General features: G+C 68.9%; 26 protein-coding genes and 1 pseudogene. 13 read left to right on the top strand and 14 right to left on the bottom strand.

What is annotated here, in order from left to right:
* Positions 1-17: 17 nt before the first annotated feature.
* From ACFVMC_RS07795 to ACFVMC_RS07785, 3 genes are all read right to left on the bottom strand, one after another.
* Positions 18-1,418: a trypsin-like peptidase domain-containing protein gene (locus ACFVMC_RS07795; RefSeq protein ID WP_379207987.1), complete on the bottom strand. Its 1,401-nt coding sequence runs from the start codon at positions 1,416-1,418 to the stop codon at positions 18-20.
* An 84-nt stretch (positions 1,419-1,502) separates the two neighbouring features.
* The gene (locus ACFVMC_RS07790; protein WP_379207985.1) at positions 1,503-2,987 is read right to left on the bottom strand and encodes an ATP-binding protein; all 1,485 of its coding nucleotides are present in this window, start codon (positions 2,985-2,987) and stop codon (positions 1,503-1,505) included.
* A 9-nt stretch (positions 2,988-2,996) separates the two neighbouring features.
* Positions 2,997-3,683, bottom strand: coding sequence for a response regulator transcription factor (locus ACFVMC_RS07785; RefSeq protein ID WP_379207983.1), 687 nt, complete (start codon positions 3,681-3,683; stop codon positions 2,997-2,999).
* A gap of 336 nt (positions 3,684-4,019) precedes the next feature.
* Between ACFVMC_RS07785 and ACFVMC_RS07780 the strand changes: the two genes are divergently transcribed.
* Genes ACFVMC_RS07780 through ACFVMC_RS07755 form a run of 6 tightly spaced genes read left to right on the top strand, consistent with a single transcriptional unit; the run spans position 4,020 to position 9,712 of the window.
* On the top strand, positions 4,020-6,602 hold the full coding sequence (locus ACFVMC_RS07780) for an ATP-binding protein (RefSeq protein WP_379207981.1): 2,583 nt from the start codon (positions 4,020-4,022) through the stop codon (positions 6,600-6,602).
* Entirely contained in the window at positions 6,599-6,994 is a 396-nt protein-coding gene (locus tag ACFVMC_RS07775) for a roadblock/LC7 domain-containing protein (protein WP_379207979.1), read from the top strand. The genes ACFVMC_RS07780 and ACFVMC_RS07775 overlap by 4 nt, the downstream gene beginning before the upstream one ends.
* The gene (locus ACFVMC_RS07770) at positions 6,991-7,389 is read left to right on the top strand and encodes a DUF742 domain-containing protein (protein WP_379207978.1); all 399 of its coding nucleotides are present in this window, start codon (positions 6,991-6,993) and stop codon (positions 7,387-7,389) included. Before ACFVMC_RS07775 ends, ACFVMC_RS07770 begins: the two co-directional genes overlap by 4 nt.
* Complete coding sequence (locus ACFVMC_RS07765; RefSeq protein ID WP_379207976.1) at positions 7,370-7,987, top strand: ATP/GTP-binding protein; 618 nt, start codon at positions 7,370-7,372, stop codon at positions 7,985-7,987. Before ACFVMC_RS07770 ends, ACFVMC_RS07765 begins: the two co-directional genes overlap by 20 nt.
* Positions 7,980-8,756, top strand: a complete 777-nt coding sequence (locus tag ACFVMC_RS07760) for a hypothetical protein (RefSeq protein ID WP_379207974.1) — start codon at positions 7,980-7,982, stop codon at positions 8,754-8,756. The genes ACFVMC_RS07765 and ACFVMC_RS07760 overlap by 8 nt, the downstream gene beginning before the upstream one ends.
* Before the next feature lie 50 nt (positions 8,757-8,806).
* A complete protein-coding gene (locus ACFVMC_RS07755) occupies positions 8,807-9,712 on the top strand; it encodes a DUF1906 domain-containing protein (protein WP_379207972.1) in 906 nt (301 codons plus the stop codon).
* A 242-nt stretch (positions 9,713-9,954) separates the two neighbouring features.
* Here the strand turns inward: ACFVMC_RS07755 and rpmF are convergent, their stop codons facing one another.
* From rpmF to mrf, 3 genes are read right to left on the bottom strand one after another with little or no spacing between them, the layout of a single operon-like run.
* Positions 9,955-10,128: a 50S ribosomal protein L32 gene (gene rpmF / locus ACFVMC_RS07750; protein ID WP_379207971.1), complete on the bottom strand. Its 174-nt coding sequence runs from the start codon at positions 10,126-10,128 to the stop codon at positions 9,955-9,957.
* A gap of 1 nt (position 10,129) precedes the next feature.
* On the bottom strand, positions 10,130-10,390 hold the full coding sequence (locus ACFVMC_RS07745; RefSeq protein WP_379207969.1) for a type B 50S ribosomal protein L31: 261 nt from the start codon (positions 10,388-10,390) through the stop codon (positions 10,130-10,132).
* On the bottom strand, positions 10,387-11,670 hold the full coding sequence (gene mrf, locus ACFVMC_RS07740) for a ribosome hibernation factor-recruiting GTPase MRF (RefSeq protein WP_379207967.1): 1,284 nt from the start codon (positions 11,668-11,670) through the stop codon (positions 10,387-10,389). The genes ACFVMC_RS07745 and mrf overlap by 4 nt, the downstream gene beginning before the upstream one ends.
* A gap of 101 nt (positions 11,671-11,771) precedes the next feature.
* Here mrf and rpmB point away from each other — a divergent pair.
* From rpmB to rpsR, 4 genes and pseudogenes are all read left to right on the top strand, one after another.
* A pseudogene (rpmB, locus tag ACFVMC_RS07735) lies at positions 11,772-11,999 on the top strand (50S ribosomal protein L28); the annotation flags it as partial.
* Between the two features lie 92 nt (positions 12,000-12,091).
* On the top strand, positions 12,092-12,262 hold the full coding sequence (gene rpmG / locus ACFVMC_RS07730; protein ID WP_379207965.1) for a 50S ribosomal protein L33: 171 nt from the start codon (positions 12,092-12,094) through the stop codon (positions 12,260-12,262).
* Complete coding sequence (rpsN, locus tag ACFVMC_RS07725; protein WP_379207963.1) at positions 12,262-12,567, top strand: 30S ribosomal protein S14; 306 nt, start codon at positions 12,262-12,264, stop codon at positions 12,565-12,567. Before rpmG ends, rpsN begins: the two co-directional genes overlap by 1 nt.
* A gap of 18 nt (positions 12,568-12,585) precedes the next feature.
* Positions 12,586-12,840, top strand: a complete 255-nt coding sequence (rpsR, locus tag ACFVMC_RS07720; protein ID WP_043657579.1) for a 30S ribosomal protein S18 — start codon at positions 12,586-12,588, stop codon at positions 12,838-12,840.
* Positions 12,841-12,897: 57 nt separating this feature from the next.
* Here rpsR and ACFVMC_RS07715 read toward each other — a convergent pair whose 3' ends face one another.
* Complete coding sequence (locus tag ACFVMC_RS07715; protein WP_379207962.1) at positions 12,898-13,434, bottom strand: LysM peptidoglycan-binding domain-containing protein; 537 nt, start codon at positions 13,432-13,434, stop codon at positions 12,898-12,900.
* Between the two features lie 113 nt (positions 13,435-13,547).
* Between ACFVMC_RS07715 and ACFVMC_RS07710 the strand changes: the two genes are divergently transcribed.
* Positions 13,548-14,006: a hypothetical protein gene (locus ACFVMC_RS07710; protein ID WP_379207960.1), complete on the top strand. Its 459-nt coding sequence runs from the start codon at positions 13,548-13,550 to the stop codon at positions 14,004-14,006.
* 149 nt (positions 14,007-14,155) lie between these two features.
* Here the strand turns inward: ACFVMC_RS07710 and purH are convergent, their stop codons facing one another.
* From purH to sucC, 6 genes are all read right to left on the bottom strand, one after another.
* The gene (gene purH, locus ACFVMC_RS07705) at positions 14,156-15,730 is read right to left on the bottom strand and encodes a bifunctional phosphoribosylaminoimidazolecarboxamide formyltransferase/IMP cyclohydrolase (RefSeq protein ID WP_379207958.1); all 1,575 of its coding nucleotides are present in this window, start codon (positions 15,728-15,730) and stop codon (positions 14,156-14,158) included.
* A complete protein-coding gene (gene purN / locus ACFVMC_RS07700; RefSeq protein ID WP_379209443.1) occupies positions 15,723-16,388 on the bottom strand; it encodes a phosphoribosylglycinamide formyltransferase in 666 nt (221 codons plus the stop codon). The genes purH and purN overlap by 8 nt, the downstream gene beginning before the upstream one ends.
* A 115-nt stretch (positions 16,389-16,503) precedes the next feature.
* A complete protein-coding gene (locus ACFVMC_RS07695; protein ID WP_379207956.1) occupies positions 16,504-18,057 on the bottom strand; it encodes a DUF6350 family protein in 1,554 nt (517 codons plus the stop codon).
* A gap of 130 nt (positions 18,058-18,187) precedes the next feature.
* A complete protein-coding gene (locus ACFVMC_RS07690; protein WP_379207955.1) occupies positions 18,188-19,207 on the bottom strand; it encodes a DUF5336 domain-containing protein in 1,020 nt (339 codons plus the stop codon).
* 158 nt (positions 19,208-19,365) lie between these two features.
* Positions 19,366-20,280: a succinate--CoA ligase subunit alpha gene (sucD, locus tag ACFVMC_RS07685; protein ID WP_379207953.1), complete on the bottom strand. Its 915-nt coding sequence runs from the start codon at positions 20,278-20,280 to the stop codon at positions 19,366-19,368.
* A 27-nt stretch (positions 20,281-20,307) separates the two neighbouring features.
* Entirely contained in the window at positions 20,308-21,474 is a 1,167-nt protein-coding gene (sucC, locus tag ACFVMC_RS07680; RefSeq protein WP_379207951.1) for an ADP-forming succinate--CoA ligase subunit beta, read from the bottom strand.
* Between the two features lie 525 nt (positions 21,475-21,999).
* Here sucC and ACFVMC_RS07675 point away from each other — a divergent pair.
* Together ACFVMC_RS07675 and ACFVMC_RS07670 are read left to right on the top strand one after the other, a co-directional pair.
* Positions 22,000-23,235: a peptidoglycan DD-metalloendopeptidase family protein gene (locus ACFVMC_RS07675; protein WP_379207950.1), complete on the top strand. Its 1,236-nt coding sequence runs from the start codon at positions 22,000-22,002 to the stop codon at positions 23,233-23,235.
* Between the two features lie 64 nt (positions 23,236-23,299).
* Positions 23,300-23,965, top strand: a complete 666-nt coding sequence (locus ACFVMC_RS07670; RefSeq protein WP_379207948.1) for a nucleoside/nucleotide kinase family protein — start codon at positions 23,300-23,302, stop codon at positions 23,963-23,965.
* Here the strand turns inward: ACFVMC_RS07670 and pgi are convergent.
* On the bottom strand, positions 23,962-25,599 hold the full coding sequence (gene pgi, locus ACFVMC_RS07665) for a glucose-6-phosphate isomerase (protein ID WP_379207947.1): 1,638 nt from the start codon (positions 25,597-25,599) through the stop codon (positions 23,962-23,964). The genes ACFVMC_RS07670 and pgi overlap by 4 nt on opposite strands.
* Positions 25,600-25,601: the final 2 nt, after the last annotated feature.

The following is a 25,601-nucleotide window of genomic DNA, read 5'->3' as shown; positions in this document are numbered from 1 at the left end:
TCATGATCGAACCTGCCTTACGCGGGCGCGCCGCTGAGGGTGACATCGACGGTCTTGGAATTGCCGCCGCTTTCGTCGGTGTAGGTGACCTTCACCCGGTCGCCGGGCTGGTACGAGCGCACCGCGGCGATCAGCGCGTTACCCGAATCGATCGGGCGATCGTCGATCTTGGTGATCACCACGCCGGCCGGGATACCGGCCTTGGCCGCCGGGCCGTCCGGGGTGGCCTCCAGGACCAGCGCGCGATCGCCCTCGGGCCGCAGTTTGATGCCGATCTGGGCGTAGGTGGCGTGGCCGGTCTTGACCAGCTGATCGGCGACGCGGCGGGCCTGATCCACCGGGATGGCGAAGCCGAGGCCGATATTGCCGGTCTGCTGGCCGGTCAGCTCCCCGGCGCCGAGGCTGGCGATGGCGGTGTTGATGCCGATCAGCTTGCCGCTCGAATCCACCAGGGCGCCACCGGAATTGCCGGGGTTGATGGCGGCGTCGGTCTGGATCGCGTCGATCACCGGGTTGGGTGTGTTCGGACTCCGGTCGGCCTCGCCGTTGGTGGAGACCGGGCGGTTGAGCGCGGAGACGATGCCGGTGGTGACCGTGCCCGCGAGACCGAGCGGGGAGCCGATGGCGATCGCGGGCTGACCGACCTGTAGGTCCTCCGAACTGCCGAATTCGATGGGAGTCAGCCCGGTCTTCTCGGCCTTGATCACCGCGAGGTCCGACACCGGGTCGGTGCCGACGATGGTGGCGGGCGCCGTGCTGCCGTCGTTGAAGACGACCTCCATCTTGGAACCGGCGCCCGCACCGGAGGCCACGTGATTGTTGGTCAGGATCAGGCCGTCCGAGGACAGGATCACCCCGGAGCCCTCCCCCTCGGCGCGATTACTGGCGATCTTGATCATCACCACGCTCGGCAGCACCTTCTGCGCCACCGCCTGGGTGGAGCCCGCCGGGGCGTTGGCCACGTCCTTGACCTTGGGCTTCGGCGCATCCAGCGCATTGGTCACCCCCGTGCCGGAATCGGCGCGATCGCTCACCGAGGCACCGACCACGCCCCCGATACCGCCACTGAACAAGGCCAGTGCCACCGCACCGGCGATCAGCCCGGTGCGCACCGGCTTACGCGGCGCCTGCGGTGGCGGCGCACCGTAGGCGGCGCCGGGGTGCGGCGGCGGAAACGACTGGTGCGCCGCATAACCCGGCACCGCGTAATCCGGGCCGGATTCCGGACCCGGGAAAGGCTGGGTCTGGTAATGCGGCACCGAATAGGCGCCGGTGGAATAGGGGGAACCCCAGCCGAACCGATCCGAATTCTCCGGCGGCGCGGTATGGGGCTGCTCGGTCGGGTGCGGACCACCGGTCGCCGCCTCGGACCCGGACTTTTCCGGATCGCCCTGGCGTGCGTGGAATTCCTCGGTCATGGCTTCTCGTTTCTCCCTGGCGTCTGCAACCAACCTTGGCTGCGACGGATAAGAGCGGACTGAGATCCTGCTTTGACCCTGCTATCAGTTTTCCGGGCGTTCCGCGGTGGCGTCGTCCATTTCCGGCAGTACGCCGAGCGCGGCACCCTCACCAGGTAACACAATACGGATCAGGGCCCCGCCCCGATCGGAGGTATCGATGCTGATGGTGCCGCCATGTTTGGTCACGACCTGTTTGACGATGGCCAAACCCAGGCCGGAACCGGGCATCGAACGCGACGCGGTGGTCCGGTAGAAACGCTCGAAAACCAGTTCCCGCTCGGCGGCCGGAATTCCGGGGCCGGCGTCGTCGACGGACAGTTCCAGCAAACCGCGACCGGTCTCGCGCATACCGACCAGCACCTGCGCCCCGGCCGGACTCCACTTCGCGGCATTGTCGAGCACATTGAGCACCGCGCGTTCCAGGCCCGCCTCGTGGCCGTACATGAACCAGGGCCGCAGTTCGGCCACGAATTCGATGGAGCCGCGCCGCCGCCGCGCCCGCTCGAGGGCGCGCTCGGTCACCTCGCCGAGATCGATGCGGTCGTAGACGGTTTCGGGGGCGTCCTCGCGGGCCAGGTCGACCAGGTCGCCGACCAGGGTGGACAGCTCCTCGATCTGGGCCACCACGTCCGAGCGCAGCTCGGCCATGTCCTCTTCGGGGAGGCTGGGCGCACCGGGGCGGCTGGAGGCGATGAGCAGCTCCATATTGGTGCGCAGCGAGGTGAGCGGCGTCTTCAGTTCGTGCCCGGCGTCGGCGACCAGGCGGCGCTGGCGGTCCCGGGATTCCGCGAGCGCGCGCAGCATGGTGTTGAAGCTCTCGGTGAGCCGGGCCAATTCGTCGTCGCCGGTGACCGGGATGGGGGTCAGGTCGTCGGTGCGGGCGATGCGCTCGGTGGCCGAGGTGAGCCGCGCGATCGGCCGCAACCCCGTGCGGCCCACCGCGGTTCCGGCGGCCGCGGCCAGTACGACGCCGCACCCGCCGACCACGAACAGCAGCCAGGCCAGCCGGTCGAGCACCTCTCGGGTGGGCTCCAGGCGCTGCGAGATGATCAGGGTCGCGCCGGAATTCGTCGGCATGGCCAGCACGCGCTGATTGCGCACGGTGCGCAGCGAGGAGGGCAGCTTGCCGTCGGCGACCGCGATCTCCTCGCTGGCCACCGGCGGAATGGTCTGCTGCGGCGGCATATACAGCTTGTGGTCGGCGAAGATCAGGGCGACGCCGACATCGTTGGAGAACATGCCGGCCAGCACGATGGACTGGAAGCCGAGATTCTCGAAGTTGTTGTTGACCATCGTCTCGGCACGCGCCCGCAGCTGCGAGTCGACATCGTTGTAGAGCGCGCGTTCGACCATGGCGTAGGCCGCGATGGAGGTGACGGCGACCGCGATGGCCACCACCGACGCGGCCAGCAGGGTGACCCGCCAGCGCAGCGACACCGACCGGGTCAGCGGCATCGGCGGGCGCATCTCCGCGTCGTGCGGCCCGAGGGTGGCGACCACCGGCCGCCGGGGACTGCTGCGTGCCATGCGCGCGGCCTACGGAGGAGTCTCGCGCAGGACGTAGCCCACACCGCGCACGGTATGGATCAGCCGCGGTTCGCCCTCGGCCTCGGTCTTGCGGCGTAGATAGCCGATGTAGACCTCGAGCGCGTTGCCCGAAGTGGGGAAGTCGTAGCCCCAGACCTCCTCGAGGATGCGGCTGCGGGTCAGTACCCGGCGCGGATTGGCCATCAGCATCTCCAGCAGCGAGAACTCGGTGCGGGTCAGGCTGATCGAGCGCTCGTCGCGCCAGACCTCCCGGGTGACCGGGTCCAGCGACAGATCGGCGAACCGCATGGCCTCCGAGGCGTCCTCGGGGTCGACCGCGCGACGGCGCAGCAGGGCGCGCAACCGGGCCAGCAGTTCTTCCAGCGCGAAGGGTTTGGGCAGATAGTCGTCGGCGCCCGCGTCCAGCCCGGCGACCCGTTCGGAGACCGAATCCCGGGCGGTCAGAACCAGAATGGGCAGGTCGTCACCGGTGCTGCGGAGGCGTCGGCAAACTTCCAGCCCGTCCATCCGCGGCATCATCACATCGAGGACGAGCGCGTCGGGTCGCTGCGCGGTGGCCTTCTCCAAGGCATCGACGCCGTCTACCGCGAGGTCGACGGAGTAGCCGTTGAAGGTCAGTGACCGGCGCAGCGATTCCCGGACGGCGCGATCGTCGTCGACTACCAGAATGCGCATGTGACCAGTCTGGCCCTATCGACTGAGAGGGCACTGAGAGGGCCGGTCGCGACACGCCGCACCGCGTCGGATACCAACCAGCAACACTGGGATTCCCGACTGAACTGCGCCCCGACACGATCGCGGCGAGCCGGGGAAGGCACCGCTACCAGGGAGCGAAAAGTCCTCTCCCCGTACGGGATTGCCAGATGATGAGTACGACCGGTTTCAATTGCCGCTTGTCACCGGACACGGTATGTTTCACGTGCCATTTAGCAAGACCTCTGGTTGGTTATGGGCACCGCTGCCGAGCGTGAGCCGGGGGGACATATCGAGAGAGCTGAGGATAGAGGCGGGATGGAAGCTGCACCGCGATCCTGGCAGGCGATTTTCTCCAACTGGTCGGTAGCCCGCAAGGTCGCCATCGCGCTGCTCCCCCCCGTGATCCTGGCCATGTCGTTCGCGGTCCTCCGCGTGGAAAGCCACCTGGACGGCATGGCACAGGTGCGGCAGGCCAGTGAGTACAACGCGACGGTGAACCAGATCATCGAATTCGCCGGTGCCACCACGGAACTGGCGGTGACCTCGGTGAATACCATCGGCGCCGACACCGATCCGCGCATCGGCAAGGCCAATACCCGATTCGATCGCGCGGTGGCCGACCTGGAATCGGTGATGCGCCTGCCGAAGACCGCCCCCAGCCTGAGCCGCGAGATCCGCGAGGCGATCACCGGGGCCAAATCCCTGCGCGACAAGGCCCGCACGACCGCGCCGCCCGACCTGGCGACACAACTCGACAGCATCCTGGTCTTCGTCGACAAGGCCATGGCCTCCTCCGACGGTGTCGCCTCCACCTACGTCGGTGTGCAGCGCTACATGCTCCAGGTCACCGCGATCATGGTCGCCCGGCGCTCGTTCGCGCAGGAGCAGATGGTGATCGGGATGATGACCTCCGGCCGCAACACCGCCCAGCAGCAGGAGCAGCTCGCCGCCAAAATGCTGATGACCGCCGGTATGGAGGTCGCGCTGGTCCAGGTGTACGAGCAGGTCATGCCCACCGACGCGCCCTTCAAGGAGACGCTGCTGACCGGCGCCTCGGCCCGGATGGTTGCCGTCGCCGACCCGAATCGGGCAGCCGACCTGGTCGAGTCGATGCGCACCAGCATCGCCACCTACGACCTGGCCGCCGTCGACCGGGCTCGCGCGGTCGAACATGTGCTCGGCGCGGCGCTGACCACCGCCCGCAACGACGCCATGCGCGACACCTCGATCATCATCGGCACTCTGCTGGCGGGTCTGGCGCTGGCGCTGTGGGTGGCCCAGGCGCTGGTCATGTCGATCCGCCGACTACGCCACGACGTGCTCGACACCGCGCACGTGCGGCTGCCCGAGGAACTGGCGCTGGTGTACTCCGGCGGCACCGCGCGCCCGATCACCCCGGTCGGCGTCACCGGACGCGACGAGATCGGCCAGCTGGCCCGCGCCGTCGACGAAATGCACGAGCAGGCCCTGAATCTCGCCGCGCTGCGCCTGCAGATCGGCAAGATGTTCGAGACGCTCTCGCGTCGCAGCCAATCGCTGGTCGAGCAGCAGCTGACGCTGATCGAGGAACTCGAGCGCAACGAGGAGGACCCGGCCCGCCTGCAGAGCATGTTCCGGCTCGACCACCTCGCCACCCGCATGCGCCGCAACGGCGACAACCTGCTGGTCCTGGCGGGCACGCCGCTACGCCGCGGCCCGCTGGAACCGGTCGGCCTGTCCGACATGCTCTGGAGCGCGATCTCCCAGGTCGAGGACTATCAGCGGGCCGAGATCGGCACCGTGCCCGCGGGAATCGTCCCCGGCGCGGCCGCGGTCGACATCGAGCACCTGCTCGCCGAGCTGATCGACAACGCGCTGCGCTACTCGCCGCCGGACCGCCGGGTCGGGGTCGGGGTGGCGCGCACCGTGGACAGCGGCTACCTGATCGAGATCACCGACCGCGGCCTCGGCATGTCCGACGCGGATCTCGAGGCCGCCAACAACCGCCTCTCCTCGGGCGGCGCGGTCAACTTCGAAACCGCCCGCCGCATGGGTCTTTTCGTGGTCAGCAATCTCTCGGCCCGGCACGGCATCGCGGTCAGCCTGCGCCGCACCGCCACCACCTCCGACGGCACCGGCATCACCGCGGCGGTGCATCTGCCCGCCCGGCTGGTCTCGCTGCCCGAATCCGATCACCCGACCGCGCCGGTGGTCCCGCTGCCGCAGGCGGGCACGCTGCCGCACCTGCAGCCGGTGCCCGATCCGGAGCCGGTCGAGCCACCCCAGCTGACCGCGTCGGGTCTGCCGCGCCGACTGCCGCTGCCGCTGGAGCCCGAGCCCCAGCCGGAGCCCGCGTCGGGACCGATTCCGGCGATCTCGGCGGCCACCGGCTTCGAGACCGGTTACTCGCTCGATCCGGCGCCGCGCCATATCGAACCCGTCGCCGACCCGGCCCCCACCGCGCAATTACGACCGGTCACCACCGATCCCGAGCCCACCTTCGGCCCGCCGATCGACGAACCCGAGACCGCCACCTTCGGCCCGCCGATCTTCGAACCGGTACCGGCCGACCCCGCGGACGCGGGCGGCGCCGCACCGATCTACCAGCGCATGGTCTCGGAGTGGCTGGTGGACTCGGCATCCTCGGATTCCGCGGGCGCGCACTGGAGCTCACCCGCCGATTCGGGTTGGCAGGCGGCGGCCGAGGCCAGCACGCCCGCGTCATCCGGCCGGACGCGCGGTGGACTGCCGATCCGGCGGCCGGGCGCGCAGCTGGTGCCCGGCAGTGTCGACCCGAGCGCCGATTCCGGCGTCCGCAATCCCGAAGAGATCCGCGAGAACCTGACCCGGCATCTGAACGGCGTCTTCAGCGGACGGCGCGCCGCCGATGCCAAGAACGAACATGGGGAATTTGTATGAGTGAATCCAACACCAATCTCAACTGGCTGGTCGCGCGGTTCGCTCGGGAGGTGCCCGGTGTGTCACACGCGGTGCTTGTCTCCGCGGACGGACTGCTGCAGGCGACCAGTGACAATCTCCCCGAGGAGCGGGCCGAGCAGCTCGCCGCCATCACCGCCGGGCTGGCCAGCCTCGCGACCGGCGCGGTGCAGCTGTTCGAGGGCGGCAAGGTGATGCAGTCGATCATCGACATGCAGCGCGGGTACCTGCTGGTGATGAGCGTCGGCACGGCCTCGCACCTGGCGGTGCTGGCCACCAAGCAGCACGACGTCGGCCGGATCGGCTACGAGATGGCTCTACTCGTCGATCGCGTCGGCACCGTCATTCAAGCCACCGCACGATCCAGCGTGTGAGTGCGGCTGTGCCCAACCCAGTCGACCCGTACACCACGGGCGAACAACCACGTCGTCCCGGCCGGGTCCGGCCCTATGCCCTGACGGGAGGACGCACCGCGTCCAGTGTCGATCTACCGCTGGAGGCGGTGATCGAGACGGTGTCGTTTCCGTCCTATCCGGGCTGGCCCGCCGGAGATGTCCGGATGACGATCCTGCACCTGGGCACCCAGCGACTATCCGTGGCCGAGATCGCGGGTCGCCTGGATCGGCCGCTGGGCCTCGTCCGGGTGATGATCGGCGATCTCGTGGTGGCGGGCTCGCTGCGTGTGCACTCGACCTTGACCGACGACGCGAGTTTCGACGAGCGTCGTGCCCTGATGGAGAGGACCCTGCGTGGAATCCGCGCCCTTTAAGACTTTCGGGCTCGACGAAGCCCGAACCGCGTCTACCAAGATCGTCATCGCGGGCGGATTCGGCGCCGGTAAGACGACTTTCGTCGGCGCGGTGTCGGAGATCGTGCCGCTGCGCACCGAAGCCCTGGTGACCGACGCGTCCGACGGCGTGGACGATCTCGAGGCCACCCCGGACAAGACCACGACCACCGTCGCCATGGACTTCGGCCGGATCATCCTGCCGAACAATATGGTGCTGTATCTGTTCGGTACGCCGGGCCAGCGCCGGTTCTGGTTCATGTGGGACGACCTGGTGCGCGGCGCGATCGGCGCGGTGGTGCTGGTGGACACCCGCCGGATCGAGGACAGTTTCGCGCCGGTCGACTACTTCGAATCGCGCAAGCTCCCGTTCCTGGTGGCGATCAACCGTTTCCCGGGCGCGCCGCGGTTCCCGCTGAACGAGGTGCGCGAGGCGCTCTCGATCCGGGAGGGCGTGCCGGTCATCGATATCGACGCGCGCAGCGCCGAGGAGGTGCGGCGGACGCTGGCCGCGATCACCGAGTACGCCCTGATGCGGCTGACGGCGCAGGAGTTCGAGAGGACCGGCCGCCGTGTCTGAGATCGACTACTTCAGCATGGGTTCCTGGATGCTGCTGCTGGCGTTCGCCGTGTCGGCGCTGGGCACCATGATCGGCCTGATCTGCATTCGGCACGCGGGGGCCCCGGATATCTCCGGCCGTGCGGGCCTGGCCTGGCTGGCCGTGGGCGCCGCCTCGATCGGTGGTGTCGGCTACTGGCTGGCGAGTCTGGTGCTGCTGCTGGGCTTTTCGGTGTCGGACAGTCCGGTGCGCTATCAGCTCGGCCCGGTCGCGGCGGCGCTGGCCCCGGCCTCGCTGGGTGTCCTGCTCGGCCTGGTGATCGCCGGGAACCGTTCCTATCTGACCCGTTCGCTGATCGGCGGCGCGGTCGCGGGCCTCGGCTTGGTCACCACGGTGATGCTGGGCGTGAATTCGGTGCGGGTGCGCGGCACGGTGACCGTCGAATCGCTGCCGCTGTCGTTCGTCGGCGTGATCTCGGTGGTCGGGGTGGTCGGCGCGCTCTGGCTGACGCTGACCTTCCGGCAATCGGTGCGGGCTCGGATCGGCGCCGCGGCGGTGTCGGGTATCACGGTCACCAGCGCGCAGCTGATCGCCATGACCGCGATCGAAGTCGATATCGAGCCGGGTGTTCCGGTGCCCAACGGCATCGAACTGTTCGATTTCGCCTATCCGGCTTTCGTGGGCGGTCTACTGCTGCTTGCCCTTCCGATCGCCGCGGTGCTGCTGGCACCGCTGCGTCGCCCGTTCGAAACCCTGGCCGACGAGGCACCGGTCGGCCAGCCGGGCTGATCGCCGCGAAGCCGCGCGGCCGATCGCACGCGCGACCTACAGTGGGAGGCATGCGTTTCGGCTTGGATTACGCGGGTGGCCGGCCGGGCGGCGCGGCGATCCGGGCGGCCGGGTTCGATTTCGTGGTGCGCTATCTCAGCGCCGGAGGTCCCAGTCTGCCCGGTAAGCTGCTGACTCCGGCCGAGGCGGACGACCTTCGCGCGCATGGTGTTTCGATCGCCGCCAACTGGGAGACCTGGGCCGATCGGATGCTCGACGGCTACGACGCGGGCGCGCGAGATGCCGAAGCGGGGCTGGCGCAGGTGCTGCGCTGCGGTGGACGCGCGGATCGGCCCATCTACTTCTCCGTCGATTTCGATGCCACCCCACAGCAGCAGGCTCCGATCGAGGCCTATCTGGCGGGCGCGGCGACCGTGCTCGGCCGTGCGAATGTCGGTATCTACGGCGGGTATTGGCCGCTGCGGCGGGCGCTGGATTCCGGGCACGCGAGCTGGGCCTGGCAGACCGAGGCGTGGTCGGGCGGAAATGTGGAGTCGCGCCGCAATATTCATCAAACACTGCGGCAGCCGGTGGTCGGTGGTGTGGTCTGCGATGTCGATATCGCGGTGACCACGGATTTCGGGCAGTGGGATTTCGGAGAGGAGGCGGATGTGACACCGGAACAGGACGCGGTGCTGCGCGATATCCAGATCCAGTTGCGCGGACCGGATCTGGCGGGCTGGCCGCAACTGGGCACCGACGCCGAGGGACGGAATCTGACGCTGGTGGACGGGATGGCGACGGCGCTGCGCCGCATCGATGAGCTGGAGTCCGATGCCGAGGCGCTGCGAGCGCAGATCACCGAACTCACGGCGGAGGTGCGGCGATTGGAGGGGCCGCGCTGGCCGTGGCCGTTCTCGATGATCGAAGGCCCGGCCAATGCCGTAGGGGCGCGGCTGGAATCGCTGCTGCCCTGATCGCCCTGAAAGTGGCGATGAGCGGGTTCTCTCGGTTTCCCGAGAGAACCCGCCCTCCCGGATGAATGTACCGGCGCGACAGCACGATTTCATCACTGCATGGAGACTTTTACGGTCACCAAAAACCAACTCGCAGTACGGAATTGCCCCAATGGTTATCGGCCCGCTAGCTGCGCTTTCGTAAAATCTCCAGCTGGCAAAACGGCTTGAATTTGCCCGCCGATAACCGCCTTTGGAAGTGGCTAGAGCCGGTTCGGATCGACCAATCCGAGCCGGACCGCCTTCACCAGGCGCCGCGGCACCCGATACGCCACTCCGCCCACGCTGACCTCGACCAGCGCGGGGGCCTTCGCCTTCCACTGCGCCCGTCGGCTCCGGGTATTCGCGCGCGACATCCGCCGCTTCGGCACCGCCATCTCAGCCCTCCCGCCTTACCCGGCGACCGTACTTGCGCTCGAACTTCTCCACCCGGCCCTGGGCATCCAGCACGCGGTGCGCGCCGGTCCAGAACGGGTGCAAGTCGGCGGTCACGTCGACCACCAGCAGCGGGTAGGTATTCCCGTCGGCCCATTCGACAGTGCGCGTCCCCGTCGCGGTCGACCGGGTCAGAAACCGCTTGCCAGTGCTCTGATCCTCGAACACCACCGGATGGTAGTCGGGGTGAATTCCTGCTTTCACTTACCTTCTCCTCTCTGGGATTTGGCCTGCGCGGCATCCGATTCGCCGTCCGCGCAGGGATCTTCGTGCCACTCGCCGAACGGGTCCGCCCACCGCGCCACTCGCTCGGGCGCCCGTTCGACCAGGCGCAGCTCGTCGTCCTCGACCAGCGCCCAGTGCAGCGCGTGCCGTATGTCGGCGGGGTCGGCGTCGTGCGCCAGGATCACCAGCGAGACATCGCGATCGCCGAAGGTGTCGTCCCAGCGCAGCGCGGCCAGCGCGCGCCGCGCCGGATCCGCCTGCGCCACTTCGTCGTCCGACATGGCCGCCAGCCAGCGTCCGGCACCGCCGACCCGCAGTCCGCCGCCCGCCGACTCCAGCCACACCACCTCCTCGGGCTGCGTGGCCAGCCACATCCGCCCGCGCGCGGTGACCACACCGTCGAACAGCACGTCCAGCGCCTCGTGCAGGCGTTCGGGATGGAACGGCCGGCTCGCGGCGAACTCGACCAGGGTCACCCCGTGCTCGGTGCCCAGCGGCGGCTGACCGCGCAGTAGCGGCGCGTGCGCGTCGAAGACCCGGCCGCGACGTGAGCCGGCTGGAATCCGGGCCAGCAGCGCCTCCAGTTCGACGGCCGGGACGGGGCCGTCGGCCCAGCACACCGGGGCGTCGGGCACCAGCCGTGCGAGCACCGCCGCCAGCCGATCCTGCTCGAGGACATCGGCGGCGGGGCCGAGCACGACCAGGGCGTCGGCGAAATCCACCTGACCGACCGCCACCTGCGCGACGGTGCGTTCGTCGTCGGCCGCGGCGAGGTCGCGCTCGGCCAGGGTCTCCTCGCCGGTCGCGTCGGCCGGCCAGGTCCGGGCGTCCAGACAGGTCAGTACCGCCTCGACGCGCACGTCGCGGGCGGCGGGGCCGTCCACCCGGCCGACGATCCCGGTGACCACCACGCTCTCGACGGCCTGGCACACCGCCTCGGCCTCGAACGCCGGGTCCAGCGCCAGCACGATCCGCCGCACCGAATCCCGTGCGGCCAAACGGCACAGCAGCGGCAGCAGATCCGCGCGCAGCGTGCAGGAGACACAGCCGTGTGCCAGCTCGAGCACCTCGGTGCTGGAGCGCCCGTCCTGTCGCAGTGTGCGTCGCACCACGCCCTCGCGCAGCGCGGCCAGCTCGTGCCGCACCACCACGGTGCCGGGCTCGGCGCCCAGCTCGGCGGCGAGCTGATCGACAGCTTCGGTGGCACGTCCCGGGAAGCCCGCGATCAGCACGACCGGCGTGCGTTCGAGAACAGCCACCGGAACTCCTTTCGACAACGATTTCCATTAACCGAGAGGCAACGGTACAGTCTGGAACACGCGTTGTCGAAAATGATTGTCATCTACTGGAGGGAGTCCGCATGTCGGCCCACTGCCAGGTCACCGGGCGCAAGCCCGGCTTCGGCAAGTCCGTCTCGCACTCACACAGGCGAACGAGCCGACGCTGGAACCCCAATATCCAGCGCAAGACCTACTACCTGCCCAGCGAGGACCGGCGCATCACGCTGACCGTCTCGGCCAAGGGCATCAAGACCATCGACCGGGACGGCATCGAGGCGGTCGTCGCCCGGCTACGCGCCTGCGGCGAGCTGAGCGATCCCCGGAGGCGGCAGCGGAGTGTAACCACGGAGGGGATCGCGAAGCCGCCCAATCCACACAGCGAGAAGATCTAGGAGCACCCATGGCCTCGAAATCGACCGAGCTGCGGCCGATCGTGAAACTGAAGTCCACCGCGGGCACCGGGTACACCTACGTCACGCGCAAGAACCGGCGCAACGACCCCGACCGGATGATCCTGCGGAAATACGACCCCGTCGTGCGCAAGCACGTGGACTTCCGCGAGGAGCGCTGATGGCGAAGAAATCCAAGATCGCACGCGACGAACAGCGCCGAGAAGTGGTGGCGCGCTATGCCGCTCGCCGCGCCGAACTCAAAGAACTGATCCGCAGGCCCGGCACGCCGGACGACGAGCGTGCGCGGGCACAGGCCGCGCTGCAACGACTACCCCGCGACGCCAGTCCGGTACGATTGCGCAATCGGGACGCCGCGGACGGACGTCCGCGCGGTCACCTTCGCAAGTTCGGCCTCTCCCGCGTCCGTGTGCGTGAGCTGGCCCATCGCGGTGAGCTCCCCGGTGTGCGCAAGTCGAGCTGGTAACGAGAAGGGAGCCCTGATATGGCAGTCAAGCGAGCACCGTCGAAGAAGGCTCGCGCCGAACAGGCCCGACGCCCCAAGAAGAACCCGCTCATCGCCGCGGGGATCGAAACCGTCGACTACAAAGACGTGAACCTGTTGCGCACCTTCATCTCCGACCGCGGCAAGATCCGTAGCCGCCGCGTCACCGGGCTGACCCCGCAGCAGCAGCGGCAGGTCGCCGTCGCGGTGAAGAACGCGCGCGAAATGGCGCTGCTTCCGTTCACCAGCCGCTAGGCGGCAGCAGGCACACAGCGGGCCCCGACCGTGTCGGGGCCCGCTGTCGTTTCCGCGCTACGGGATCTTCAGTTCCTGACCGGGCTGGATCGAATCCGCGTTGGCGATCCCGCTGGCATCGGCAATCTCCTGGTAGCGGTTGCCGTCACCGAGGAGGCGCTCGGCGATCGCCCACATGGTGTCGCCCGGCTCGACCGTGTAGGTCCGGCCGCCGCCGTTGCTCGCCGGCGCCGCGGCGACCGCCTCGACCGCGATCGGGGTATCGGTGCGGGTGTCGGTGGCCCAGACCGCGCCGTCCGGTCCGTAGAGGACGACATTGCGATCCGCCTGCACCACCAACCGGTCGACACTCTTGCCATTGGTCTCGGTCGACCAGGCCGCGGCGCCGTCACCCTTGTAGAGCACGAAGTTGCCGTCGTCCTGCATGATGGCGCGCTGTACATCCTGGCCGTGGGTCTGGGCGGCCCACACCACGTTTCCGCCCGGTTCGGACAGCACCAGATTGCCGTCCGGCTGTAGCGTGAGGGTGTAGGCGCCGCCGGTCAGGGACTGACCGAGCCCCAGTTCTTCCCCTACACGCAGTGTGTCGCCCACAATGTTCCTTTCGCCGAGGTAGGAGCATATTTCGCGTGCCGAATCTACTGCCGATGCGCGAGCCGCCCGGGGATTGCGGCACCGCGATTCGCGCCTCGATTAGGGTCGGGGATATGGATCGGATGCCGGTAGCCCGTTCGCTCATCGCCACTTTCGCGCTCGCCATCGGCCTGACCGCCTGCGGTGGCGGCGATCGCGAATGCGGGGGACAGGACTCGTGCGCCCCGTTACCCACCAAGGTGCTCCCCACTCCCACGGAGACCGACCGCCCTGCCCAAGGCACGCTGTTCACCGCCGACCCCACCATCGTTGGGGCGCACCCGATTCCGTTCACCGGGTGGACCCGTCTGGGCGAGGACAGGCTCGCGGTGCACTTCCAGGCCGGCAATCCCGCGTGCTACGGAGTGGACGCGGTCACCACTGAAACCGATTCGACGGTCACCATCGAGGTCCGCTCCGGTACCCGCGCCGACGCCGTGGGCCGGATGTGCACGATGGAAGTCGTCTTCGGCACCTTGGAGATCGCGCTCGAAGCACCGCTGGGCGACCGCACGGTACTCAGCGCCGCCTAGCCGACCGGCTCGCATCGGCACCGGTATGAACTCGCGCCCGACATCGAGCATCAAGCCCCGCTCGGGATAGTCGGGCCAGCCTACGAAACCCGCGTCCTCCGGACAGCGAAACGCCACGCCGGAATCGGATCCGGCGTGGCGTTCGACGGTCAGTGCGCGAAGTGGCGGGAACCCGTGAGGTACAGGGTGATGCCGTGCTCGCGGCACAGATCGATGGTGTCCTTGTCGCGGATGGAACCGCCCGGATGCACGATCGCCCGCACCCCGGCCGCGGCCAGAATCTGCGGGCCATCGGAGAACGGAAAGAAGGCGTCCGAGGCCGCAACCGCGCCCTTGGCCCGCTCCCCCGCCCGCTCGACGGCCAGCTTGCAGGAATCGACCCGATTGACCTGCCCCATGCCGACACCGACGGCCGCGCCGTCATCGGCCAGCAGGATGGCGTTGGACTTCACCGCACGGCAAGCGCGCCAAGCGAATTCCAGATCGCGCAGCGTGGCCGCGTCCGCCGCGTCACCCGCGGCCAGCGTCCAGTTGGCCGCGCTGTCGCCTTCGGCGTCGAGGACATCGCGCTGTTGCAGCAGCGCGCCACCGCTGACCGGCCGCAGCTCCGCGCCAGCGCGCTGCGCGGGCCGGGCCACCAGCACCCGCACGTTCTTCTTGCGCTGCAACACCTCCACCGCGCCATTGGCATAGCCCGGGGCGACGATGACCTCGGTGAAGATGTCCGCGACCTGCTCGGCCATCTCCACCGACACCTCGCGATTGGCCGCGATCACGCCGCCGTAGGCCGACACCGGATCGGTGGCGTGCGCCTTGCGATGCGCCTCGGCGATATCCGCGCCGATCGCAATACCGCACGGATTGGCGTGCTTGATCACCGCGACGGCGGGCGCGTCGAAGTCGTAGGCGGCGCGCCAGGCGGCGTCGGCGTCGGTGTAGTTGTTGTAGGACATCTCCTTGCCGTGCAGCTGCTCGGCCTGCGCCAGACCGGCCGGGCCGCCCTCGCTGAGGTAGAGCGCCGCCGCCTGATGCGGGTTCTCGCCATAGCGCAGCACGTCCTGCCGGGTCCAGGTGCCGCCGATCCAGGCCGGGAACCGCTCCGCCGCTTCGGTTTCCGGCGCGGCGGCCGGAACGGCCACGCTGGTCATCCAGCTGGCCACGGCCACGTCATAGCTCGCGGTGTGCTGGAAAGCCTTGGCCGCCAGGGCAGTCCGCTCCGGCAGCGTGAAACCGCCGGACCGCACGGCGTCCAGCACCTGGTCGTAGTCGCCGCTGGAGACGACCACCGCGACCGACGGATGGTTCTTCGCCGCGGCACGCACCATGGACGGGCCGCCGATATCGATCTGCTCCACGCACTCGTCCACCGACGCGCCACTGGCGACCGTCTGCGTGAACGGGTAGAGGTTCACCACCACCAGCTGAAAGGCCTCGACGCCCAACTCCACGAGCTGATCGAGATGGTCCTGCTTGCGGGTGTCGGCCAGGATGCCCGCGTGCACCCGAGGGTGCAGGGTCTTGACCCGGCCCTCGAGGGTCTCCGGGAAACCGGTCAGGTCTTCCACCTTGGTCACCGGGATACCGGCCTCGGCGATCTTGCCCGCCGTCGACCCGGTCGACACCAGCTCGATCCCGGCGGCGTGCAGACCGGTCGCGAGCTCGATGAGCCCGGTCTTGTCGTAGACGCTCACCAGCGCCCGCTTGATCGGGCGGCGCTCACTCATGAGGAATTACAGCCTTTCGTCCGTCGGAGACAATGCCTCGGGTAGCGACGGCGGCGACCACGTCCGCCAGCAACCGTCGCTCGACAACCTTGATCCGCTCGTGCAGGCTCGCCTCGTCGTCCGCGGGCAGCACGGCGACCGCCTCCTGCGCCAGGATCGGCCCGGTGTCGACACCCGAATCGACCAGGTGCACCGTCGAACCGGTGACCCGCACCCCGTAGGCGAGCGCGTCGCGCACGCCGTGCGCGCCCGGGAACGCGGGCAGCAGCGCGGGATGGGTGTTGATGATCCGGCCGCCGAAGCGCGTCAGGAACTCCGGGCCGAGGATCTTCATGAAACCGGCCGAGACCACCAGATCGGGCCGGTGCGCGGCGACCGCCTCGGTCAGGGCCGCATCCCAGGCGGCGCGGTCGGGAAACTCGTTCAGGGCCACCCGGAAATGCGGGACACCCGCGGCGTCGGCGTGCTCGGTGGCCGGGCAGACCCGATCCACACCGACCGCGACGATCCGCGCCGGATATCCGGGCGCGGCGGCGGCCTGCAACAGCGCGCGCAACAGCGAACCCGTGCCCGAGGCGAGCACGACGACGGTGGCCGGCGCCGCGGCGGGCCGCCACGCGGTGGCCGGTGGATCCTGCGGAGCCGACGGGGTGGACAGGCTCAGGGCTCTACTCCTGCGAATCGGTGGGATGGGCGGAGGATCCGCCGACGTAGAGCCTAGTGGGGTGGGTCAGCTCACTCTCGACCGGTTGCCGGGTGTGCGCGGCCGGAGCTCACCGGCTCCGGAAGTAGGGGCGCGGATCCGGATCCGGATCGGGATCCACCACTTCGGCGTCGACGATGTCCTCCGGCGCGGCGAGGTCGGATTCGGCGGCCGCGGCGACCGCGGGCGCCTCCTCCTCCACGAGCTCGCCCTCCATCTCGACCTCGAGCTCGGGGCCGTCGTAGTCCGGGTAGTCGTCCTCGTAGTAGTCGTCCTCGGATTCGTCGTAATAGCCGTCGTCGTAGGCGTGCTCGTCGTACTCGCCGTGGTCGTCGAAGTAGCTGTGCGCGTCGTCGTCCGCGGCGAACTCGGGCGTGGTCCCGACCGGCACCACGAACCAGCGCGCGAAGAGCAGCCCCGCGTAGCCGCCGAGCGCCAGCCAGGCGAAACTCAGCAGCCCGAACATCGGCAGGTCCAGCCCGACCCGGCCGAAGCTGCCGAGCGCGCCGCCGCCGACCGCTCCCATCAGGGTGAGCGCCATGCTGACCAGCGCGGCCGAAACCAGCGTCGCCCAGGGCGTTTTGGCCTGATCGGGCGCGGTGCGGCCACAGTCGACGCCGTTGAGGACGCCGAGCGCCGCCGGGATCAGCAGCAGCACCAGCCACCAGGTCTGTGCCGGGCCCGCGGGCAGCGCGGCCACGACCGGCACCGCCGGAATCGGGCCGCCGGTCACCGCGAACAGTCCGATCGACACCTCCCCGAGGTGCGCGCTCGCGCCGACCAGCACACCGAGCGCGCCGAGCGCCACATTCGGCAGATAGGCCAGCGAGAGCAGAGTCAGGCCGAACCCGCCCGCCGCATTGCCCGCGGCCTGATAGGTCTCGCCGATTCTCGACCAGTGCAGCAGGAACGACAGCACGGTCACCGCGAGACCGGCCGCGAGCAGGCGCAGCAGGGTGCGGCGCGCGGCGTAGGCGGCGGCGATCGTCCACTCGGGCAGCGCCAGCCGCGAAACCAGTTGGCGGCACAGGCGACTGGCGATCCCCCCGGCCGCGGCCAGCAGCTGCAACCCGAACACCCGGGCGAACGCGCTCAGCGGATTCGGGGGCTGCAACGCGACCGCGCCGGAGGCGTCCTCGGCCACCGCCGAGCAGACCGCCGTCACCAGCAGCGGCCCGGCCACCGCGGCGCCGAGCAGCCAGGCCAGATCGATCCGGGAACTGCCCGGTTCGACCGCGCGGGCGGTTTCGCGCCAGGTCAGCCACAGCACCAGCGCGGTCGGCAGCAGCGGGAGCAGCCCCAGTTCGGTGGTGCCGATCACCAGCGGGACCTGATGGGCCGCAAGCCAGCTCGCGGCGATGGCGCCCGCGGTACCGGTGAGATCGCTCCCCGCGGTCAGCAGGGCGGCCAGTACCAGCACGGTCAGCGCGGTCAGGGTCAGCGCCGCCGGACGGGCGGCCACCAGCAGCAGGGCTCGGCCGCGTTCGGGGGTGAGCGAGAGGAAGGCGGTGTCGTCGCCGGTGTCGGCCGGTGTCCGGCGTCTGCTGGTCGACCGGTCGCCGCTCTCCGACGCGCCGTCCGAGCCACCGGTCCAGCGCTCGAGACTATTTCTGGAGGAGCTCATGAGAATTCAGCGTGTCAGCTTTCGATAGCGGAGTGGCCCAGGCGCGCCGCGAGCACCCGCCCCGGGTGGGAAGGGTGCTCGCGAAGCAGGCCGCGTCGGGGAGACTGTGCGCCCCAACGCCACTCATCGATTACTGCTGCTGGTCGTCCGAGGGACGGAAGGCGCGGGTGGCCTTGTTGGCCGGATCCTCGCCCTGCTCGCCGCCGAACGGCTGACCCGCCTGCTGGCCGTAGCTGGACGCACCGCCGTACTGCTGGCCGCCCTGCTGGGCGCTGAAGTGCTGCGTGGCGCTCTCGTCCGGGCGCGGCTGGCCGGCCTGGCCGTAGGGCGAACCCTGCTGCTGCGCACCGTATCCGGGCTGCTGGCCGTAGGACTGCTGCTGGCCGTAGCTCGCCTGCGGCTGGCCCGGCTGGCTCTGCTGCCCGTAGGACTGCTGACCGTAGGACTGCTGCTGACCATAGCTCGCCTGCGACTGGCCCGGCTGGCTCTGCTGCCCGTAGGACTGCTGACCGTAGGACTGCTGCTGACCATAGGGCTGGCCCGGCTGACCCTGGCCGCCGAAGGACTGCTGGCCGTAACCGCCCTGGCCGGAACCGTATCCGCCCGGCTGTCCCTGCGCCGCACCGGCGGGCTTGGGCGCGGGCGCCTTCACGATGCCCATGTCGAACAGAATCACCGCGACGGCGAGGCCGGTCTGCACGAGGGTCAGCAGAATCAGGATCCAGGCACCGATCGCGGCATCGACGCCGTCGCCCAGGCTGAAGACCTGGAACAGGACAGCGAGGAAGCCGGCGGCAGACGCCGCGGCCGCAATTCCCTTCCAGTCCTGCTTCGGCAGCAACGACAGCCCGGCGGCCAGGCCGGCGAACAGCAGAATGGCCAGCAGACCAGCGAGGTTGCCCTCGAAGGCGCTGCGGCTGGCCGAGCCACCGCCCATCGTCTCCGCCTCGGCGAAGGGCAGGAAGCCCAGCAGGAAGTTCAGGACACCGAGCGCGGCGACACCGACGAGCAGGAAGAACGGAAGTCCTTTGCCCTCGGACCCGGAAGCACTCGCACCTGAGCTGCCGCCGCTGGCCGGCTGGCCGGGATTGCTTGGTGCGGAAGGCGTTGCGGGTGTGTTGTACCCGGAGCCCCCGGACGGGTATGACATGTCGTCGTCTCCTAGGTCGATCGTTTCATGCAGTGAAAACCGGAATCTCTCTTGACGCTACTGCACTCGTCGGCTGAGGTCACCCTCAACCAGGCTCAGCGCCGAATACAAAGGCCGCCCTCAGGTTTTGGGGGCGGCCTTCGTACATTCGCGACGAATCAGGCGGTGATGCTCGCCTTTTCCAGGATCTCGCGGGCCAGCGCGGCGGTCGCGGACGGGGTCTTGCCGACCTTCACACCCGCGGCTTCCAGCGCCTCCTGCTTGGCCTGGGCGGTACCGCCACCGCTGGAGACAATGGCGCCGGCGTGGCCCATGGTCTTGCCCTCGGGCGCGGTGAAGCCCGCGACGTAGCCGACGACCGGCTTGGTCACGTTGGCCTTGATGTAGGCCGCGGCCCGTTCCTCGGCGTCGCCGCCGATCTCGCCGATCATGACGATGAGCTTGGTCTCCGGGTCCTTCTCGAACGCCTCGATGGCGTCGATGTGGGTGGTGCCGATGACCGGGTCGCCGCCGATGCCGATCGCGGTGGAGAAACCGAAATCGCGCAGCTCGTACATCATCTGGTAGGTCAGGGTGCCGGACTTGGAGACCAGGCCGATCGGGCCCTTGCCGGTGATGTTGGCCGGGGTGATGCCGACCAGCGCCTCACCCGGGGTGATGATGCCGGGGCAGTTCGGGCCGATGATCCGGGTCTTGTTGCCCTTCTCCACGTTGTAGGCCCACGCGTAGGCGGAGTCCTGCACCGGGATGCCCTCGGTGATGACCACGAGCAGCGGGATCTCCGCGTCGATGGCCTCGAGGATGGCGTCCTTGGAGAACTTCGGCGGCACGAAGGCGATCGATACGTCCGCGCCGGTCTCCTTCATGGCCTCGGCGACGGTGGCGAACACGGGCAGCTCGACCGCGTTGCCGTCTTTGTCGGTGTGCGAGACCGTGGTGCCGGCCTTGCGCGCGTTCACGCCGCCGACGACCTGGGTGCCCGCCTTCAGCATCAGCGCGGTGTGCTTGGTGCCCTCGCCGCCGGTGATGCCCTGGACGATGACCTTGGAGTCCTTGTTCAGGAAGATAGACATATTTCTCTTGTCCTTACTCGGCCGTCGTTAGCGGGCGGCAGCCAGTTCGGCGGCCTTGTCGGCGCCTTCGTCCATTGTCTGCGCAAGCGTGATGAGCGGGTGCGCGGCATCGGCGAGGATCTTGCGGCCCTCGTCCACCTTGTTGCCGTCGAGACGGACGACCAGCGGCTTGTTCGCCTCGTCGCCGAGGATCTCCAGCGCCTTGACGATGCCGTTGGCGACCGCGTCACAGGCGGTGATGCCACCGAAAACGTTCACGAACACACTCTTGACCTGCGCGTCACCCAGGATGACGTCCAGGCCGGCGGCCATGATCTCGGCCGAGGCGCCGCCGCCGATGTCGAGGAAGTTGGCGGGCTTGACGCCGCTGTGGTTCTCACCGGCGTAGGCGACCACGTCCAGGGTGGACATGACCAGACCGGCGCCGTTGCCGATGATGCCGACCTCGCCGTCGAGCTTGACGTAGTTGAGGTCGTTCTCCTTGGCCTTGAGCTCGAGCGGGTCGGTCGCGTCGATGTCCGCGAACGCCGCGTGGCCCGGCTGCCGGAATTCGGCGTTCTCGTCGAGGGTGACCTTGCCGTCCAGGGCCAGGATCTCGCCCTCGGGGGTGCGCACCAGCGGGTTGACCTCGACCAGGGTGGCGTCTTCGCCGATGAAGACCTCCCACAGCTTCTGGATGGTCACGGCCGCGGCGTCGAGCACCTCGGCGGGCAGGTGGCCCTGCTCGGCGATGGAACGCGCGAACGCGAGATCGACGCCCTTGACGGCGTCGACCGGCACCTTGGCCAGGCGCTCGGGGGTCTTCTCGGCGACCTCTTCGATCTCCATGCCGCCTTCCACCGAGCACATGGCCAGGTAGGTGCGATTGGAGCGGTCCAGCAGGAAGGAGATGTAGTACTCCTCCGCGATGTCCTTGGCTTCGGCGACAAGGATCTTCTTGGTGATGTGGCCCTTGATATCCAGGCCCAGGATGTTCGACGCGTGCGTGAACGCGTCCTCCGGGGTGGCGGCGTACTTCACGCCACCGGCCTTACCGCGGCCGCCGACCTTCACCTGCGACTTGATCATCACCGGCTTGCCGATTTCCTCGGCAATGGCGCGGGCGTCCTCGGCTGTATCCGTGACGCGGCCCTCGGACGAAGGCACTCCGTGCTTAACGAAGAGCTCCTTCGCCTGATATTCGAAGAGATCCATGTACTCACCGTCTCGTCTGCGTTGCTATGACAACGTCTTTGTTGGCGGCCCGACGTCGGAAGCGGGTCGGGTCGGACTTTAACCAGTCACATGGAGGGCCAATCGGCCACGCTCATCCTAAGTGGCGCAGGTCACGGACCGATACGCGGCGCGGAAAAACCGCTGGCCAACGCTACTGACGAGTAGCTTGTTGTCGGCGCGCCAGGTAGAGCGGGACATCCCGCCCGTAGCGGCCGGACTACTACGCAATGTCGTCGGGTAGCCTCACCAGAGTGCCCGCGCAACGGTGAGTCCATCCGTGGTGTTACCGTGATGAATCTCACATGTTTGACCCGGACGCGCGCAGCGCTTGCGGACCCTGCAATCGTTTCGTTACCGTCAATGCGGTCGATGTCACAACTCGGTCACAACCAGGAGGACGGCAAGCTTGACGCACAGCAGCACTCCACAGGTTCGCCGTTCCCTGTGGGCGCCGGTCTCCCCCCGTAGCACCCGCTCCACCCGCTTCACGATGTGGCATCTCGGATGAATAATCGCTCCACTCTCGATTCCGGTAATCGCGCTCGCAAGGGACATCGTTATCGCGACGACAACGAACCCTTCGCCGTAGCGGATCTGGGCAATCGCTCCTTCCCGTCGTCCAACAGCCGGTACGCCGCCGCGGCTCCCGCCGCCGCGCACCAGGACCAGTACGACGACTACGCCGCCTACGACAACGGCGGGTACGACAACAACAACGCCTACGACAACGGCGGCTACGACAGCGCCGCCTGGTCGACGAACAACGACTGGGCCCAGGCCGAGTCGTGGTCCGACGGCGGCGCGTGGGCAGCCAACGACGAGTGGCCCGCCGACAACGGCGCCTGGTCGCCCGAACCCGAACCGTGGGCCCCCGAAGCCGAGAACGCCTGGGCCCCGGGCACCGAGGACTGGGCCCCCGACGCGGGCGACAACACCTGGACCCCGGAAGACACCGGCGCCTGGACGCCCGAATCCACCGATGCACCGATCGCCCCTCGCGCGCGGCGGGGCGGCGCGCATCGGATGCCCGCTCCCCCGGCCGCCCTCAAGGGCCGTGCCGCGGTGGTCGCCGTGGCCGCCGGCGCGGTGGTCGCCGCCGGCCAGTGCGCGATGGCCTCTCCCGAACAGCCCTCGCAGAGCATCGATTACGAAGCCTCGGGCCAGATCCACGAGATCGCCGCGCAGTCGGTCAGCCTCGAGGATCCCAGCGCCTCCGGCGTGACGCCGCAGGTGCTCAATGTCTCCGCGCCCGCGAACTTCGGTCAGTTCTCCGACATCCTGGAGAAGGGCCGCAAGTACGCCGAGGATCTCGCCGCCGCCGAAGCCGCCAAACTGCGGCCGCTGTTCGCGAAGTTCGCGGCGGGCAACTACACCTCGGGCTATGGCGCCCGCTGGGGCGTCCAGCATCTCGGCATCGACGTCGCCGGGCCGATCGGTACACCCATCTACGCGGTCGCCGACGGCACCGTGATCGAAGCGGGCCCCGCCGCCGGCTTCGGCATGTGGGTGCGACTGCTGCACGACGACGGCACCGTCACCATCTACGGCCACATCGACACCGCCACGGTGTCGGAGGGGCAGCGCGTCATGGCCGGTGACCAGATCGCCACCATGGGCAATCGCGGCTTCTCCACCGGCCCGCACGTGCACTTCGAGGTCTGGTTGAACGGCAGCGACAAGATCGATCCGGTGCCGTGGCTGGCGACCCGGGGCATCGGCCTCGGCGTCCAGCGCGATTGACGCGAGTCCGCTGAATCTCGCGCGCGCGAACTGATTACGCCGCGACGCGGGTAGCGTTGCCGGGATGACGGCGATGTCGTGGGGTCACCTTGCCGAACGGGTCCTGGCCGATGCCGGACCCGCCCGCTATCTGCTCGGTGTCGCGGGTCCACCCGGTGCCGGGAAATCGACGTTCGCGACGGGGTTGCGCGATGCCCTGAATCTACGACTCGGGCAGCCGATGGCCGAAGTGGCGCCGATGGACGGTTTTCATCTGCGCAATGCCGAGCTGCGGGCCGCGGGCACCCTGGCCCGCAAGGGCGAGCCGGACACCTTCGATGCCGCCGGATTCGTGGAAAACCTGCGCCGTCTGCGGGACACACCGCTCGGCGCGCCGGTGCCGTGGCCGAGTTTCGATCGCGCCATCGATGAACCGAGCCCGGGCGGTGTGGTTTTCGCCGACCATCGCATTGTCGTCGTCGAGGGGAACTACCTGCTGTTCGAGGACGAGGACGGCCAGGAATGGTCGGCGGTGCGCAAGTTGCTCGATGCGTGCTGGTATCTCGATGCCGACCGGCGGCTGCTGGAGAAGCGGCTGCTGCGCCGCCATGTGCGCGGCGGCCGGACGGTCGGCGCGGCGCGGGTAAAGGTGCACGAGAGCGACTTTCGCAATGCCGACCGGATCGCCGCCACCCGGGACCGCGCGGATCTGGTGCTGCGCGGCCATCAGGGACGGTACTACCTGAACTAGCGGTGCGCCCGGTACCAGCCGATCAGCGCGTCGGTGGAGGAATCGCCCTGGGGCGCCGGTGCTTCCGGCGAGGTGAGCAGCGGGGCCAGCTCCAGCGCCTGCTGCTTGCCCAGCTCCACGCCCCACTGATCGAAGCTGTCGATGCCCCAGATGGCGCCCTCGACGAACACCTGGTGCTCGTACAGCGCGATCAGCTGCCCGACCACCGACGGGGTCAGCAGCGGCGCGAGAATCGTGGTGCTCGGCCGGTTGCCCGGCATCACCTTGTGCGGCACCACCTCCGGGTCGGTCCCCTCGGCCGCGATCTCCGCGGCGGTTTTGCCGAAGGCGAGCACTTTGGTCTGCGCGAACAGGTTGCTCATCAGGATGTCGTGCATGCTGCCGGTGCCGTCCCGGGTGGGCAGATCGTCGGTCGGGCGGGCGAAGCCGAGGAAATCGGCCGGTATCAGCCGGGTGCCCTGGTGCAGCAGCTGATAGAACGCGTGCTGGCCGTTGGTGCCCGGTTCACCCCAGAAGATCTCGCCGGTCGAGGTGGTGACGGGTGCGCCGTCGGCGCGCACCGACTTGCCGTTGGACTCCATGGTCAGCTGTTGCAGATAGGCCGGGAACCGGGCCAGATCGTTCGAATACGGCAGCACCGCACGCGATTCCGCGCCGAAGAAGTTCGAATACCAGACCCCGAGCAGGCCGAGCAGCACCGGAGCGTTGCGCTCCAGCGGCGCGGTCGCGAAATGCTGGTCCACGGCGTGCATTCCGGCCAGGAACTCGGCGAAACGCTCCTTGCCGATGGTCGCCATGACCGACAGGCCGATCGCGGAGTCGACCGAGTAGCGGCCGCCGACCCAGTCCCAGAAGCCGAACATATTGGCGGTGTCGATACCGAATTCGGCGACCCTCTCGGCATTGGTGGACACCGCGACGAAGTGTTTGGCGACGGCGTCCTCGCCCAGCGCGGCCACCAGCCAGCGGCGCGCGGCGGTCGCGTTGGTCAGCGTCTCGAGCGTCGAAAACGTCTTGGAGGCAACGATGAACAGCGTCCGGGCCGGGTCCAGGCCGGCCAGGGTGGCAACCAGATCGGCGGGATCGACATTGGAGACGAAACGGGCATCGATGCCGGCGTCGGCATAGTGCCGCAGCGCGCGGTGCACCATGTCCGGGCCGAGATCCGAGCCGCCGATGCCGATATTCACCACGGTGGTGAGCCGCGCGCCGGTGGCGCCGCGCCATGCGCCGGAACGCAGCGCATCGGTGAATTCGCCCATGCGATGCAGGACTTCGCGCACCTGCGCGCCCGCGTCGGCGCCGTCGATGGTCAGCGCTTCACCCGCGGGCAGGCGCAGCGCGACGTGCCCCACCGCGCGATCCTCGGAGGTGTTGATGTGCGCGCCCGCGAACATCGCGTCGCGGCGCTGCGCCACCCCGGCCTCTTCGGCCAATTGCACCAGCAGATGCAGGGTTTCGCGGGTGACGCGGTGCTTGCTGTAGTCGATGTGCAGGTCGGCGACCGGCACCGTCAGCTCACGGCCACGCGCCGGGTCCTCCGCGAAGAGGTCCCTGAGGTGTCGCTCGGCCACGGCGGCGTGGTGTTCGTGCAGTTTCCGCCAGGCCGCCGATGCGGTGATGTCGCTGCTCACGA

The sequence above is a fragment of the Nocardia sp. NPDC127579 genome, from assembly GCF_042672005.1.
Classification (GTDB): Bacteria; Actinomycetota; Actinomycetes; order Mycobacteriales; family Mycobacteriaceae; genus Nocardia.
Note: the sequence above shows the minus strand (reverse complement) of the source record. Positions and strands in the feature narration are given on the sequence as shown.